Raw genomic sequence first — 15139 nt, 5'->3', positions numbered from 1 at the left:
TGCCGCTATGATGCTTTTTATTGTCACTCAATTTAGCAGACGGACTGTGGATTCAATATGGCGCTGAATACATTAGAGCAGATCTACCAAACCAATATCGACTTATTCAACCACGCGAATGTGCCCTATCAAGCTTGGCAACATGAGCCGATTTTAGATTTTGAAACCGATGCTCGTATTGCAGCTGAATTAGGCTGGACGGCGGCTCCCAGTAAAAGCTTATTTATGAAGATAAAAGGTGGGGGGTACTGTTTACTCTTAACCCACCGTGATAGCCGTCTTGATAGCAGGTTGGTCAAGCAAGTCATAGGTAAACGCGTATCGGTATGCAGTAATGAAGAGATGGTTGCAGCTATCGCATGTGTACCGGGCGCGGTCTGCCCCTTCGCACTGCCTGACGATGTGATTATTTTAGTCGACCCTGTGGTCTATTTACATCAAGAGCTGATGTATACCCCAGGTAAACCTGACTATACCTTTGCGTTTGAGACCAAGCACCTCGATACTCTCTTAACGGCTTTACCCAATAAGGTGATTCGGTTGCCTACAGATATTCCAGCGTAACCCTCCCAATATAAAAAATGGCGCTCCTCGAGCGCCATTTTTAATGTTATCTATATAAGCGAAAGCAACTTAGCCTTCTAACTTATTAAGGTGCACATCCATTTGTGGGAATGGAATAGCGATATTTTCTTTATCCAACTCTTCTTTAATTGCTTGTAGCAAATCAAAGTACACACCCCAGTAATCCTCTGTTTTCACCCATGGGCGAACCACAAAGTTTACCGATGAATCAGCCAATGCGACTACACCAATGGTAGGCTCTGGATCTTTCAACACACGAGGATCAGCGGCGACAACACGTGCTAACACTTCTTTGGTCTTTTTTAGATCCGCATCGTAAGATACGCCAATCACGTAATCGATTCGACGCGTCGCATGACGAGAATAGTTAGTGATCGGGCTACCGATTACTGAGCCATTTGGCACCACAACCATTTTGTTATCTGGTGTTTTTAGTACCGTTGAGAAAATCTGAATCGACTCAACCGAACCCGCTACGCCACCAATCTCAACGTAATCGCCAGATTTAAATGGACGGAAGCTAACAATCAATACACCCGCAGCAAAGTTAGACAGTGAACCTTGCAGTGCAAGACCAATCGCTAAGCCCGCGGCACCGATCACAGCAACCACAGAGGCGGTTTGCACACCCAAACGGCCTAAAGCGGCAATCAATACGATAACAAATAGCAGGTAACGCACTAGTGAGTGAAGAAACTCAACAACCGCATCATCCATGTTCTTCTTACGCAGCACTTTTGCTACGCCATTCGCGATGCCTTTAACGATTAAGTTACCAATAAACAAAATCAGCAAAGCAGAAACAAGGTTAACCGCATATTGAATCAGTAGGTCTTGGTTATCAGCAACCCAAGTACCAGCATTCAATACGCCTGACGTTAGCTCGTTTTCAGTAATAGTATCGACTACCTTGTCGGCTACACTCTCGGTCATATTTACTCTCTCTCTATTAACTCGCCTATCTTGGCCTTATACCAAATAGAATAATCATCAGTGACTATAACAGCGATTTTATGATTTGCGGGGCATTATCAGCCATTCTTCCCTGACAATAAAATAATTAATCTTATCGTGACAACAAACATAGCTTATCAAGCAGCAAATTTTAAACAAAAAAAAGCCCGCAAAATGCGAGCTTTTCATCAACTTAAATGCTTTAAAGCAATAGGCGACTATAAATTATAGTACGTCGATTGCGTTAAGGTCTGAGAATGCTTTCTCAAGACGAGTAACCATAGAAGATTGACCAGCACGTAGCCATACGCGTGGATCGTAGAACTTCTTGTTTGGCGCAGCTTCACCAGTTGGGTTACCAATTTGACCTTGTAGGTAATCACGGTTTGCAGCTTCGTATTGACGAACACCATCCCATGAAGCCCACTGTGTATCAGTATCGATGTTCATTTTGATAACACCGTAACCGATAGACTCTTGGATTTCTGCTTCAGAAGAACCAGAACCACCGTGGAATACGAAGTTTAGTGCGTTCGGTGCGATACCGAATTTCTCAGCACAGTATGCTTGAGAATCACGTAGGATAGTTGGAGTTAGTACAACGTTACCTGCTTGGTAAACACCGTGTACGTTACCGAAAGATGCAGCGATAGTGAAACGTGGGCTGATAGCAACTAGTTTCTCGTACGCGTAAGCAACATCTTCAGGAGAAGTGTAAAGCTCAGATGCGTCCATATCAGAGTTATCAACGCCGTCTTCTTCACCACCAGTACAACCTAGTTCGATTTCTAGTGTCATACCCATTTTCGCCATGCGAGTTAGGTATTTACCAGAAATTTCGATGTTCTCTTCTAGAGACTCTTCAGAAAGGTCGATCATGTGAGAAGAGAAAAGAGGCTTACCCGTTTCAGCGAAGAATGCTTCACCAGCGTCTAGTAAACCGTCGATCCATGGTAGAAGTTTCTTAGCAGCGTGGTCAGTGTGAAGAATAACTGGAACACCGTAAGCTTCAGCTACAGCGTGTACGTATTTTGCACCCGCTACAGCACCAAGGATTTGTGCGCCTTGACCTTCAAGTTTAACGCCTTTACCAGCGAAGAAACCAGCACCGCCGTTCGAGAACTGAACAACAACTGGCGCTTTAACTTTAGCAGCTGCTTCTAGTACACCGTTGATAGTATCAGTGTTTACTACGTTTACAGCAGGAAGAGCAAATTTGTTTTCTTTTGCTACTTCAAAAACTTTCTGTACGTCGTCGCCAGAAATAACACCAGGTTTTACAAAATCGAAGATCTTAGACATAACAATAGTCCTATTAACTTGTTGTCTTTGTGAATTTTAAATCTTTGCAAACGTTTGCTACTGGGTCAGTATTCTATAAAAACCTGACCTAATTCACAAACATTTAAATATGGGAGCACTAGGCTCCCACATTAAAAATTACGCTTTCGCACGCTCTTCAAGCATAGCTACTGCAGGAAGTACTTTACCTTCAACGAACTCAAGGAATGCACCGCCACCTGTAGAGATGTAAGAAACGTCAGCTTTAATACCGAATTTATCAATAGCTGCTAGGGTGTCACCACCGCCTGCAACAGAGAAACCTTCTGATTCTGCGATTGCTTTAGAAATACCCGCAGTACCTGCTTCAAAGTTTTTGAATTCAAATACGCCAACTGGGCCGTTCCAAAGAATTGTTTTTGCATTGCCGATGATTTCAGCAAGTGCCGCAGTTGAATCAGGACCAAGGTCGAAGATCATGTCATCGTCTTGAACGTCAGCAACGTTTTTGATTTCTGCTTCTGCGTTTTCGTCAAATGCTTTCGCACATGCAACGTCAGTCGCTACAGGGATTGAACACTCTTTCATTAGTTTTTGAGCAGTTTCAACTAGATCTGCTTCGTACAGTGATTTACCAACGTTGTGGCCTTCAGCTGCAATGAATGTGTTTGCGATACCGCCGCCAACAACAAGTTGGTCAGCAATTTTAGATAGTGACTCAAGAACAGTCAGCTTAGTAGATACTTTAGAACCACCAACGATAGCAACGAGTGGACGAGCAGGGTTGTCCATTGCTTTGCCTAGTGCTTCAAGTTCTGCAGCTAGTAGAGGACCAGCACAGGCAACAGGAGCGTGAGTACCTACACCGTGAGTAGATGCTTGTGCACGGTGAGCAGTACCAAATGCGTCCATCACGAAGATGTCACATAGTGCTGCGTATTTTTTAGATAGCTCTTCTTCGTTCTTCTTTTCGCCTTTGTTAAAGCGAACGTTTTCAAGAACAACTAGCTCACCAGCGTTCAGCTCTAGGCCATCTAGGTAATCTTTTGCTAGTTTAACGTCGCAATCTAGTGCGTCGTTTAGGTAGTTAACTACAGGCGCTAGTGAAAACTCTTCAGCGTATTCGCCTTCAGTAGGACGACCAAGGTGAGAAGTAACCATTACTTTTGCGCCTGCTTCTAGGCACATTTTGATAGTTGGTAGAGATGCAAGAATACGTGCATCTGAAGTTACTTTACCGTCTTTTACTGGCACGTTTAGGTCAGCACGGATAAATACGCGTTTACCTGCAAGTTCCAGGTCAGTCATCTTGATTACAGACATTCTTTGTCCCTTTTCAAAGTTAGCTAAAATCTTTCAAGCTCGGCACTGTGCCCAACTCACGAATTCTTTACTTTATCTGTCTACTTTAGCCGTTAGTGCAGGCTAAAAGGCTACTCTCCCGTTGGGAGACCATCGTAGCTTTGATGCATCGCCAATGCGGTATCTAACATCCGATTGGCAAATCCCCATTCGTTATCACACCACACCAGCATTTTTATTAAATGCTGATTACTGACTCGGGTTTGTGTACCGTCGACTATCGCGCTATGAGGATCGTGATTAAAGTCGATCGAGACCAGTGGTGCTTCAGTGTAATCTACAATATTTGCTAATGTACAACGAGTCGCGTCCAACAGTGATTGATTTACGTCATTAACTTTCACATTTGTTTTAACTGTGACGCTTAAATCCATCGCTGTCACATTTATTGTCGGTACTCGGACCGAAATAGCTTCAAACTTGTCAGAAAGTTTCGGAAAAATGCGGCCAATTCCTAAATGTAATTTAGTATCAACAGGAATGATTGATTGGCTAGCAGCGCGAGTTCGGCGTAAATCGGTGTGGTACGCATCAATGACCTGTTGGTCATTCATGGAAGAGTGAATCGTTGTGATGGTGCCCGACTCAATCCCGAAGGCGTCGTCCAACACTTTAATAACAGGGACAATACAGTTAGTGGTACACGAACCATTCGACACTATGCGGTCATCTGGCTTCAGTGTTTCATGGTTTACACCATAAATGATTGTATTGTCGATATCGGTGGCAGCAGGATGTGAGAATAACACTTTCTTAGCGCCAGCTTGAATGTGGGCTAAGCCATCTTCACGCGAACCAAAGATCCCCGTACAGTCGAATACGATGTCAACGTCGAGATCACGCCAAGGAAGAAGGTTTAAATCACTTTGATGAAGGATGCGAATTGAATCTTGTTCACCATTTTCATGGGCTATAAACAAGTGCTCCTGATCATGAGAGACAGGCTTAAAGAAACGACCATGGCTAGTGTCGTATTGCAACAAGTGAGCCATTGCTTCTGGCTCAGCCAACTCGTTGACTGCCACGATGTCTATTTGCTGGTGTTTACCGCTCTCGTACAGGGCGCGTAACACACTGCGGCCAATACGGCCAAATCCGTTAATTGCGACTTTTAGTGTCATATCCGTGCTACATAAGAATTAAGCCGCGTAAGTGTATAACAAGCTCTGCCCAGAATCACCATAAATGTGACTCTTCTCACCATTTAACATTTATATGCTTAGCCCACATAAATACCGTTTGAGTTGCAGCCAATTTCATATCCATCAATAAAAAAGGCTTCCCGAAGGAAGCCTTTATTCAGCATAAACTACGTACGATTACGCAAGTAGTTCTTTGGCTGTGTTCACAACGTTTTCAGTGGTGAAACCGAACATTTTGAACAGCTCGCCTGCAGGTGCAGACTCACCAAATGTTGTCATACCGATGATCTTGCCACCGAAACCAACGTACTTGTACCAGAAGTCAGCAATACCTGCTTCAACAGCGATACGTGCTGTTACGTCAGCTGGCAGTACAGACTCACGGTATTCTGCGTCTTGCTTATCGAACGCGTCTGTTGCTGGCATAGAAACTACGCGAACCAAACGGCCTTCAGCCGTTAGTTGTGCTGCTGCTTCTACTGCTAGTTCAACTTCAGAACCTGTTGCAATGATGATTAGCTCAGGCTTACCCACACAATCTTTCAGGATGTAACCACCCTTAGCGATGTTGGCCACTTGCTCTGCGTTACGTTCTTGCTGTGCAAGGTTTTGACGCGAGAAGATTAGCGATGTTGGGCCATCTTTACGTTCAATTGCCAGTTTCCAAGCTACCGCTGATTCAACTTGGTCACATGGACGCCATGTGCTCATGTTTGGCGTTAGACGCAGTGAAGCAATTTGCTCAACCGGTTGGTGCGTTGGACCATCTTCACCTAAGCCGATTGAATCGTGGGTGTAAACTTGGATGTTTTGCACTTTCATTAGTGCAGCCATACGCATTGCGTTACGCGCGTATTCCATGAACATTAGGAAAGTTGCGCCGTATGGTACGAAACCACCGTGTAGCGCAATACCGTTCATGATAGCTGTCATACCGAACTCACGTACACCATAGTGGATGTAGTTACCCGCGAAATCATCAGCTGTTAGCGATTTAGAGCCCGACCACATAGTCAGGTTAGAAGGCGCAAGGTCAGCCGAGCCGCCCATGAATTCTGGTAGCATAGCACCAAATGCTTCTAGTGCATTTTGTGATGCTTTACGTGATGCGATGTTCGCTGGGTTAGCTTGAAGATCAGCAATGATTGCTGATGCTTTTTCTTCCCACTGTGCAGGTAGTTCACCGTTTACACGACGCTTGTATTCTGCTGCTAGCTCAGGGTAAGCCGCTTGGTACGCTGCGAACTTCTCGTTCCAGCTTGCTTCTTTCGCTGCGCCCGCTTCTTTTGCATCCCACTGTGCTGCGATATCAGCAGGGATTTCAAATGGACCGTGGTTCCAGCCAAGTTGCGCTTTCGTTGCTGCAATTTCTTCAGCGCCTAGTGGTGCGCCGTGACAGTCGTGCGTACCCGCTTTGTTTGGTGAACCAAAACCGATAACTGTTTTAGTACAGATAAGCGTTGGACGACCGGTTTCTGCTTTAGCCGCTTCAATTGCCGCGTTGATTGCGTCAGCATCGTGACCATCAACCGCAGGGATCACATGCCAGCCGTACGCTTCGAAACGCTTAGGCGTATCGTCAGAGAACCAGCCTTCAACTTCACCATCAATAGAGATGCCGTTGTCATCCCAGAATGCAACAAGCTTGCCTAGGCCTAATGTGCCAGCAAGTGAACAGGCTTCGTGAGAGATACCTTCCATTAGACAGCCATCGCCCATGAACACGTACGTGTTATGGTCAACGATGTCGTGGCCTTCACGGTTGAATTGTGCAGCTAGGGCTTTTTCAGCCATTGCCATACCAACACCGTTAGTGATGCCTTGGCCTAGAGGACCTGTTGTTGTTTCAACACCCGGTGCGTAACCATATTCAGGGTGACCCGGTGTTTTAGAATGCAGTTGACGGAAGTTCTTCAGATCTTCGATAGAAAGATCGTAACCCGTCAGGTGAAGCAGAGAATAAATTAGCATTGAACCGTGGCCGTTCGACAAAATGAAACGGTCGCGATCAGCCCACTCAGGGTTTTGTGGGTTGTGGTTCATGTGGCCACGCCACAGTACTTCAGCGATATCAGCCATACCCATAGGTGCGCCTGGGTGGCCTGAGTTAGCTTGTTGAACACCATCCATGCTTAGGGCACGAATTGCATTAGCTAGATCTTTACGAGAAGACATGTCTGCTCCAGAGGTTCGTAGACTGTTGTAATATGGTTATTTGCTTGTCTTAAAACTACCTGTATCAGGCGCAGCAAATTAACCAGGAATCGGCGGGCGGGTATTGTCGCAAAGTATTTACCCTTACTGCAAACGATTTCCTGAACAAAATAAGTCTGTTTTCAACAAGCTGCTACCTTAGTGCCACAAAAACGCAGAAATTTCGCACAGTTAAAGTAATCGTTTGCGTCATCAATATTTAGAAACCACAAAATAAGTATTGTTGATTTTCACTCTCGTTTGCGTATTATAGCCGTCTAGACGGAAGTAGCTCTATACATACGAACGTATATACGTGTGAATAGAACGGCACCTAGCCCGCATAAAAGTGCTACTTATATTACTATTATGAATACCTACAAGTGAGAATTCTCATGGCAAAACACCTGTTTACTTCTGAGTCAGTATCTGAAGGTCATCCAGATAAAATTGCAGACCAAATTTCTGATGCAGTATTGGATGCAATTCTAGAGCAAGACCCAAAAGCACGTGTTGCTTGTGAGACTTACGTAAAAACCGGCATGGTAATGGTTGGCGGTGAAATAACGACATCAGCTTGGGTTGATATCGAAGAAATCACACGTGAAACAGTGCGTGAAATTGGTTACGTTCACTCAGACATGGGCTTTGATGCCAATTCTTGTGCTGTACTAAACACCATCGGTAAGCAATCACCAGACATCAACCAAGGTGTTGATAAAGCAGACCCTAAAGAGCAGGGCGCAGGTGACCAAGGTATTATGTTCGGTTACGCTACCAACGAAACTGACATCCTAATGCCAGCACCAATTACTTACTCTCACCTTCTTGTTAAGAAGCAAGCTGAAGTGCGTAAGAGCGGTAAACTAGACTTCCTTCGTCCAGATGCGAAATCTCAAGTGACCTTCCAATACGACCAAGGCAAAATTGTTGGTATCGATGCAGTTGTGCTTTCAACGCAACACTGTGATTCAGTAACCACACCGGATCTACGTGAAGCCGTAATGGAAGAAATCATCAAGCCAGTACTGCCTGCAGAGTGGATCAACAAAGACACTAACTTCTTCATCAACCCAACCGGCCGTTTTGTTATCGGTGGCCCTATGGGTGACTGTGGTCTAACAGGTCGTAAGATCATCGTTGATACCTACGGTGGCGCTGCACGTCACGGTGGTGGTGCATTCTCTGGTAAAGATCCATCAAAAGTTGACCGCAGTGCAGCATACGCAGCACGTTACGTAGCGAAAAACATCGTTGCAGCAGGCCTGGCCGATCGTTGTGAAATCCAACTGTCTTACGCTATCGGTGTTGCCGATCCAACATCTATCATGGTTGAAACCTTCGGTACTGAAAAAGTGTCTCACGACATCATCATCGAAGCAGTTCGTCAGAACTTCGACCTACGCCCTTACGGTCTACAAGAAATGCTGAACCTACTTCAGCCTATCTACCAAAAGACGGCGGCATACGGCCACTTTGGTCGTGACGAATTCCCTTGGGAAGCAACAGATAAAGCGGCAATCCTACGCGATTTCGCTAACATCAAGTAAGTTTGCCTCGGCATTAAGCCAGCGAATCTTGATAGAAAAAAGGAAGCCTCGGCTTCCTTTTTTATTGCCTGTTTGGGACGATTTTCTCCAAGCTCATCGCAGCCAACAAGGCATTAAGCAAGAGCTAGCTATTATTGTCGCGTTTCCCTAAACTATTTATACTGCCTGCTCCACCAGCAACCTAAAGCACACCATGCCCTCACTTCAATCCCAAGTTATCGCTAAAGTCGAATCCTGTATTTCGCATGCTAATCAACGTCTGCAAAAGCGTTTTGCGATGCCTGCCGTTAGCTTTCGTCAAGGGGGCAAAATTGCAGGTAGTGCACGGTTACAGGGATGGGAAGTACGCTTTAATCCCGTATTGCTAAAAGAAAACCCACAAGCTTTTCTCGATGAAGTGGTGCCACACGAAGTCGCGCATTTGATCACCTTTAAGCTATTTGGTCGCGTTCGACCACATGGCAAAGAGTGGCAAACCATCATGACCCAAGTCTTTGGTCTTCCCGCCCGCACCACTCACAGTTTTGATGTCAGCTCAGTGCAAGGCAAAACGTTCCCCTATCAATGCCAATGTAGCCAACATCAACTCACGGTACGCCGTCACAATAAAGTGGCACGCGGACAGGCCAATTATCACTGCCGCCAGTGCCGCCAACCGCTTATTCTGTGCCCATAATACCTGCAGCCCTGCTCCCCGCTCGCTCATACTATTTCTATCAGTACGGTGTAATTGCGTAAGTTATTGGTACATCATGGCGTGATATAGCTCTAAAATAGTAAGATATTGATAAGCCTATCAAACCTATTGCGAGCGAATACATCCATGAAACGCGCCTACTTAGCCCTTCTCGGCCTGCTGTTATTACCCACCGCGAGTCATGCCGAAGGTAAACACCCGACCTCATTTTCCAATGCGAAAAAGCAGGCGATTAAAATTTATAAAGATCATCCGGTGAGTTTTTATTGCGGCTGTGATATTAAATGGCAAGGCAAAAAAGGGATCCCAGATCTTGATAATTGCGGCTACCAAGTGCGTAAACAACTTAAACGCGCCAGTCGTATTGAGTGGGAACACGTGGTTCCTGCGTGGCAATTTGGTCACCAGCTGCAATGCTGGCAAGACGGCGGCCGTAAAAATTGTCGTAAAGACAAACGCTTCAAAGTGATGGAATCGGATCTGCATAACCTGACCCCCGCGATTGGTGAAGTAAACGGCGACCGTTCTAATTACCAATTCCTACCGTGGAATGGCAACAAGGGAGCGTTTTATGGCCAATGTGACATGAAGGTCGACTTCAAAAGCAAACGTGTCGACCCGCCAGAGGCTTCTCGCGGTGCTATTTCACGAATCTATTTATACATGGCGCAGGAATACCGCGAGTTAAATCTATCACGCCAGCAACGCCAGTTAATGGAAGCATGGAATCGCCAATACCCTGTTGATCAATGGGAATGTGAGCGTGACCGTCGCATTAAAACAACACAAGGCACCAACAATCCTTTTGTTTTAGCAGCCTGTAATAAGGCTAAGCTGTAATCTTTCAGCAGCAAACTTGATGCGTCGCGACGGCATCCACAAGAAAAAGGCGATAAACATGCCCGCCCTCTTGTAATTCACCTCGCGCGTATCCATGTTAGTATTCTGCTTGTCAATTTATTTACTATTGAGTTATCGACCTAACCATGAGAATTCCACGTATTTACCACCCAGAGTCACTGCCATCCCAAGGAAAAGTGATGCTTTGTGATGATGCAGCCAACCACGTCGGCCGCGTAATGCGTATGCAGCCAGGTCAAGAAGTGCTGATGTTTGACGGCAGTGATGCCGAGTTCCCAGCCGTGATCACCGCCGCCAACAAAAAAAATGTTGAGGTTGAAATCCAAGCTCGCAATGAAAATAGCGTCGAATCGCCGCTCGATATTCATCTTGGACAAGTGATCTCTCGTGGTGAAAAAATGGAATTCACCATTCAAAAGTCGGTAGAACTAGGTGTTAAAACCATTACCCCGCTGATTTCAGAGCGCTGTGGCGTTAAGCTAAATGCTGAACGTTTCGAGAAAAAGCTGGGGCAGTGGCAGAAGATAGCAATTGCTGCCTGCGAACAATGTGGGCGTAATGTGGTGCCTGAAATTCGTCCAGTCATGAAGCTAGAAGACTGGTGTGCCGAAGCGTACGACGGCTTGAAACTGAACCTGCATCCTCGTGCCACCTACTCAATTAACACCCTGCCAGAGCCTGTCACCAAAGTGAAACTGCTGATTGGTCCTGAAGGCGGCTTATCGGCTGACGAAATTTCAATGACCGAGCAATACACCTTTGATGAAGTCTTGCTGGGCCCTCGTGTACTGCGTACCGAGACAACCGCAATGACAGCTATTACTGCTTTACAAGTTCGCTTCGGCGATCTGGGCTAACAAGAGGAAAACAGCAATGATCAAACTGGGTATCGTGATGGACCCTATCGAGTCTATCAACATTAAAAAAGACTCCAGCTTTGCCATGATGATGGAAGCTCAGCGCCGTGGTTGGGAAATTCATTACATGGAAATGAATGACCTATCGCTAGAACAAGGTAAAGCGGTGGCACGTACTCGCGTCGTCACGCTACAAGAAGATCCAAACGGCTGGTTTGAATTCCAAAGCGAACAAGAAATTGCGCTGTCGGATCTTGATGCCGTACTAATGCGTAAAGATCCTCCGTTCGACACAGAATACATCTACGCGACTTACATTCTTGAGCGTGCTGAAAACGAAGGTGCACTGATCGTTAACAAACCACAAAGCCTGCGTGATTGTAACGAAAAACTGTTCACGGCATGGTTCCCAGAATTAACCCCAACCACGTTAGTGACACGTCGTGCTGACAAGATCAAAGCGTTCCACCAAGAACATGGTGATGTGATCCTAAAACCACTTGATGGCATGGGTGGTTCATCGATCTTCCGTGTGATGAAAGGCGATCCGAACGTCTCTGTTATCATCGAAACCTTAACCGCGATGGGGGAAAACTACTGCATGGCGCAGACGTTTGTACCTGATATTAGCAACGGTGATAAGCGTATTTTAGTGGTTGATGGTGAACCTATGCCTTACTGCCTAGCGCGTATTCCAGCCAAAGGGGAAACCCGAGGTAACTTAGCAGCGGGTGGTCGTGGTGAAGCACGCCCAATCAGTGAAACCGATCGTAAGATCGCTGAAACTGTCGCACCAGTGCTAAAAGAAAAAGGCCTGATTTTTGTTGGCCTGGATGTGATTGGCGACAAGCTAACGGAAATCAACGTAACCAGCCCGACTTGTATCCGTGAAATCGAAGCCGCCTTTGATATTTCAATCACAGGTAAGCTGATGGATGCGATTGAGCGCCGCGTAAACGCTTAATTCCAACCCTATCAGACTCGCCCGTCATGCATTACCGACCTTGTCATAGCAAATGGTTAGTCATCAATGATGGGCGATTTTCTTTTCTGAGCCGCTACGCGCTAAGCCAATATCGACAGTTCGCCAATTCCTCGGCATACTTACCAGTATTCTTGTTTCCCTGTTTTCTGTACGCCATGAGGTACCCTAGATAATGGATCTGACAAATCATTTTTTGATTGCGATGCCATCCTTACAAGATTCCAGCTTCAAGCGTAGTGTGGTTTATGTGTGCGAGCACAATGATGAAGGAGCGATGGGCGTTGTGGTTAACGTACCTATCGATATTTCATTAACGAATATGCTGGAACAGCTCGAACTTGAGCGCAGCCTACCTGTGACCCAAGCGCAGCGGCTAGAGCAACCCGTTTTTAATGGTGGTCCTGTCTCGAGCGATCGTGGCTTTGTCCTGCACAACCACGGTGGCGTCTTCAGCTCCAGTATTCAAGTCACCCCTCATCTGAGTGTTACCACCTCAAAAGACATTCTCGCTATTCTAGGCTCTGACGATTCACCTGAAAAATTCTTAGTCGCTTTAGGCTATGCGGGCTGGGATGCAGGTCAACTTGAACAAGAATTAGTGGATAATCATTGGCTCACTATTGAGGCCGATCCCGCGATTCTTTTTGATACCCCAATCAACGAACGCTGGCAAAAAGCCGTGGCTAAACTGGGTATCAATGCCGCCAATCTTTCTATTGATAAAGGACATGCATGAGCAACTCTCGAAGTGTATTAGCGTTTGACTATGGTACCACCAGCATAGGTGCCGCTATCGGCCAAGAGCTAACAGGTACTGCTAATCCATTAAATGCATTCAAAGCCCGCGATGGCGTACCTAACTGGGATGACATCGAAAAATTACTCAAAGAATGGCAACCCGATTTAGTGGTCGTCGGCCTACCGCTCGATTTAGAAGGAAATGAACTGCCAGCCATTACCCCACGCGCTAAAAAGTTCGCCAACCGTCTACATGGTCGCTTTGGCTGCAAAGTTGAACTGCACGATGAACGCCTAACGACTGTTGAGGCTAAATCAGATTTATTCAACCACGGTGGCTACCGTTCGCTGAGCAAAGGCAACGTCGATTCCCAATCGGCAGTGGTTATTTTGGAAAGTTGGTTCGAACGTCAATACGGCGAATAACCGCCTCATCACCACTCAATTTATTTACCCAAACGACGTCATGCTTCATGCCGTCGTTCTTTATTTCCATTGATGTAATCTCTCTTTCCCCAAAGACTCCCCCACCACAAAGATCAGCTTTTTATCTATTATCCAGCCAATAACTGCACGCACCAGATAGTCATCAAGATCGATCCTTTCAGATCCACATCGCATAAGGGATGATCAGCCTGTACAGCTTTTGGACTATATCTACTCGAAAGCTTGTATTGCTGATCGCCAAGATCGTTGGATGTAAAAAAGCCCCTATAAAATAGAGGCTTAATAGCGCAGCTCAGTTTGTTAAGCTCTAAGTACATAGTAACCCTAAAGCTATCAGCTCGTGATAGGCGTAATACTAGCCAAGCGTAAACGCATTAATCAAAACTCACAGTAACCCCTTCAAGACTGCTATTACCTTGCTGGAATTTATCGCCTTTTTTGATCATTAAGCGTAAATCATTGGCGGAGTCAGCATGGTGCAAGGCATCTTGTTCGGTAATTTTGCCACTGTTGAATAACTCAAATAATGACTGATCAAAGGTCATCATTCCTGAGTCGGTCCCTTTCGCCATGGTGTCTTTTATTTCATGCAATTCACCACGGCGGATCAGATCAGCAACCCGCGGCGTATTGATCAATAACTCAAATGCAGCGTGGCGACCCACGCCATGCGCATCGGGGATCAACTGCTGTGCCAACACACATTTCAAGTTCAACGAGAGATCAAACAAAAACTGATCACGACGCTCTTTAGGCACCAAATGCAAAATACGCTCAAGTGCTTGGTTGGCATTATTGGCGTGCAAAGTTGCCATGCATAAATGCCCCGTCTCGGCAAAATTCATCGCATACTCCATGGTTTCTGGGGTACGGATCTCACCAATCAAAATCATATCAGGCGCTTGGCGCAGCGAGTTTTTTAGCGCCACTTCATAGCTTTCGGTATCAAGCCCAACTTCACGCTGAGTCACGATACATTTGTCGTGCTGGTGGACAAACTCAATCGGATCTTCCACCGTTAGGATATGACCGCTACGCTCACGGTTTCTAAAACCCGTCATGGCAGCCATCGAGGTCGATTTACCCGACCCTGTCGCCCCAACAACCAGAACCAAACCACGCTTCGCCAGTGCCATCCGCTCCATATCAATCGGAAGTGATAACTCATCCAAGCGAGGAATTTGCGTTTCAATACGGCGCACCACCATGCCCGGTAATTCACGTTGCCAAAAAGCACTGACGCGAAAGCGCAATTCATTGCGTACCAAAGCAAAGTTAGCTTCGCGGGTGGTCTCAAATTCGTGGGTTAGCTTAGGATCCAGCGCTTCAGCAAATAAGGCATCGACACCGGCACGGTCTAACTTGTCACCGACCGCTTGCAGTTGACCGTCTATTTTCAACAAACACGGCGAATCCACCGTGATGTAAAGATCCGAGGCTTTGTTCGCGACCATCTGGTCAAGAATGTCTTGTAAAGTCACTGCTCG

At 46.0% G+C, this 15139-nt stretch carries 14 protein-coding genes; 8 read left to right on the top strand and 6 right to left on the bottom strand.

Annotated features, from left to right (window positions below; all coding sequences use genetic code 11):
• Positions 1-57: 57 nt before the first annotated feature.
• The gene (locus L4C35_RS20455) at positions 58-564 is read left to right on the top strand and encodes a YbaK/EbsC family protein (protein WP_428464639.1); all 507 of its coding nucleotides are present in this window, start codon (positions 58-60) and stop codon (positions 562-564) included.
• A 69-nt stretch (positions 565-633) separates the two neighbouring features.
• Here L4C35_RS20455 and mscS read toward each other — a convergent pair whose 3' ends face one another.
• The 5 genes from mscS to tkt all read right to left on the bottom strand — a co-directional run bounded on the left by mscS (position 634) and on the right by tkt (position 7499).
• Entirely contained in the window at positions 634-1518 is an 885-nt protein-coding gene (mscS, locus tag L4C35_RS20450; RefSeq protein WP_428464638.1) for a small-conductance mechanosensitive channel MscS, read from the bottom strand.
• Between the two features lie 246 nt (positions 1519-1764).
• A complete protein-coding gene (gene fbaA / locus L4C35_RS20445) occupies positions 1765-2841 on the bottom strand; it encodes a class II fructose-bisphosphate aldolase (RefSeq protein ID WP_428464637.1) in 1077 nt (358 codons plus the stop codon).
• A gap of 138 nt (positions 2842-2979) precedes the next feature.
• Entirely contained in the window at positions 2980-4143 is a 1164-nt protein-coding gene (locus L4C35_RS20440; protein ID WP_428464636.1) for a phosphoglycerate kinase, read from the bottom strand.
• 110 nt (positions 4144-4253) lie between these two features.
• Positions 4254-5303 (bottom strand): erythrose-4-phosphate dehydrogenase, encoded by a 1050-nt coding sequence (gene epd / locus L4C35_RS20435; RefSeq protein ID WP_428464635.1) that lies wholly within the window; start codon positions 5301-5303, stop codon positions 4254-4256.
• Positions 5304-5501: 198 nt separating this feature from the next.
• On the bottom strand, positions 5502-7499 hold the full coding sequence (tkt, locus tag L4C35_RS20430; RefSeq protein WP_428464634.1) for a transketolase: 1998 nt from the start codon (positions 7497-7499) through the stop codon (positions 5502-5504).
• A gap of 413 nt (positions 7500-7912) precedes the next feature.
• On the opposite strand from tkt, the gene metK reads away from it, so the two are divergent.
• The 7 genes from metK to ruvX all read left to right on the top strand — a co-directional run bounded on the left by metK (position 7913) and on the right by ruvX (position 13631).
• Positions 7913-9067 (top strand): methionine adenosyltransferase, encoded by a 1155-nt coding sequence (gene metK / locus L4C35_RS20425; RefSeq protein ID WP_428464633.1) that lies wholly within the window; start codon positions 7913-7915, stop codon positions 9065-9067.
• A gap of 193 nt (positions 9068-9260) precedes the next feature.
• The gene (locus L4C35_RS20420) at positions 9261-9743 is read left to right on the top strand and encodes a SprT family zinc-dependent metalloprotease (RefSeq protein WP_428464632.1); all 483 of its coding nucleotides are present in this window, start codon (positions 9261-9263) and stop codon (positions 9741-9743) included.
• Positions 9744-9890: 147 nt separating this feature from the next.
• Positions 9891-10604, top strand: coding sequence for an endonuclease (locus L4C35_RS20415; protein WP_428464631.1), 714 nt, complete (start codon positions 9891-9893; stop codon positions 10602-10604).
• Between the two features lie 146 nt (positions 10605-10750).
• Entirely contained in the window at positions 10751-11482 is a 732-nt protein-coding gene (rsmE, locus tag L4C35_RS20410) for a 16S rRNA (uracil(1498)-N(3))-methyltransferase (protein WP_428464630.1), read from the top strand.
• Positions 11483-11498: 16 nt separating this feature from the next.
• Entirely contained in the window at positions 11499-12446 is a 948-nt protein-coding gene (gene gshB, locus L4C35_RS20405; RefSeq protein WP_428464629.1) for a glutathione synthase, read from the top strand.
• Between the two features lie 193 nt (positions 12447-12639).
• Complete coding sequence (locus L4C35_RS20400; protein ID WP_428464628.1) at positions 12640-13203, top strand: YqgE/AlgH family protein; 564 nt, start codon at positions 12640-12642, stop codon at positions 13201-13203.
• Complete coding sequence (ruvX, locus tag L4C35_RS20395; RefSeq protein WP_428464627.1) at positions 13200-13631, top strand: Holliday junction resolvase RuvX; 432 nt, start codon at positions 13200-13202, stop codon at positions 13629-13631. The genes L4C35_RS20400 and ruvX overlap by 4 nt, the downstream gene beginning before the upstream one ends.
• 395 nt (positions 13632-14026) lie before the next feature.
• Here the strand turns inward: ruvX and L4C35_RS20390 are convergent, their stop codons facing one another.
• Positions 14027-15133, bottom strand: coding sequence for a PilT/PilU family type 4a pilus ATPase (locus L4C35_RS20390; protein WP_428464626.1), 1107 nt, complete (start codon positions 15131-15133; stop codon positions 14027-14029).
• Positions 15134-15139 lie beyond the last annotated feature (6 nt).

Origin of the sequence: Photobacterium kagoshimensis, assembly GCF_050337045.1 — a bacterium.
Taxonomy (GTDB): Bacteria; Pseudomonadota; Gammaproteobacteria; order Enterobacterales; family Vibrionaceae; genus Photobacterium; species Photobacterium kagoshimensis.
This window is presented reverse-complemented; position numbering and strand designations above follow the sequence as displayed.

Bases quoted from the DNA above. Each gene is read 5' to 3' on its own strand.
- L4C35_RS20455 (WP_428464639.1), top strand. From the start codon at position 58: ATGGCGCTGAATACATTAGAGCAGATCTACCAAACCAATATCGACTTA.
- mscS (WP_428464638.1), bottom strand. From the start codon at position 1,518: ATGACCGAGAGTGTAGCCGACAAGGTAGTCGATACTATTACTGAAAAC.
- fbaA (WP_428464637.1), bottom strand. From the start codon at position 2,841: ATGTCTAAGATCTTCGATTTTGTAAAACCTGGTGTTATTTCTGGCGAC.
- L4C35_RS20440 (WP_428464636.1), bottom strand. From the start codon at position 4,143: ATGTCTGTAATCAAGATGACTGACCTGGAACTTGCAGGTAAACGCGTA.
- epd (WP_428464635.1), bottom strand. From the start codon at position 5,303: ATGACACTAAAAGTCGCAATTAACGGATTTGGCCGTATTGGCCGCAGT.
- tkt (WP_428464634.1), bottom strand. From the start codon at position 7,499: ATGTCTTCTCGTAAAGATCTAGCTAATGCAATTCGTGCCCTAAGCATG.
- metK (WP_428464633.1), top strand. From the start codon at position 7,913: ATGGCAAAACACCTGTTTACTTCTGAGTCAGTATCTGAAGGTCATCCA.
- L4C35_RS20420 (WP_428464632.1), top strand. From the start codon at position 9,261: ATGCCCTCACTTCAATCCCAAGTTATCGCTAAAGTCGAATCCTGTATT.
- L4C35_RS20415 (WP_428464631.1), top strand. From the start codon at position 9,891: ATGAAACGCGCCTACTTAGCCCTTCTCGGCCTGCTGTTATTACCCACC.
- rsmE (WP_428464630.1), top strand. From the start codon at position 10,751: ATGAGAATTCCACGTATTTACCACCCAGAGTCACTGCCATCCCAAGGA.
- gshB (WP_428464629.1), top strand. From the start codon at position 11,499: ATGATCAAACTGGGTATCGTGATGGACCCTATCGAGTCTATCAACATT.
- L4C35_RS20400 (WP_428464628.1), top strand. From the start codon at position 12,640: ATGGATCTGACAAATCATTTTTTGATTGCGATGCCATCCTTACAAGAT.
- ruvX (WP_428464627.1), top strand. From the start codon at position 13,200: ATGAGCAACTCTCGAAGTGTATTAGCGTTTGACTATGGTACCACCAGC.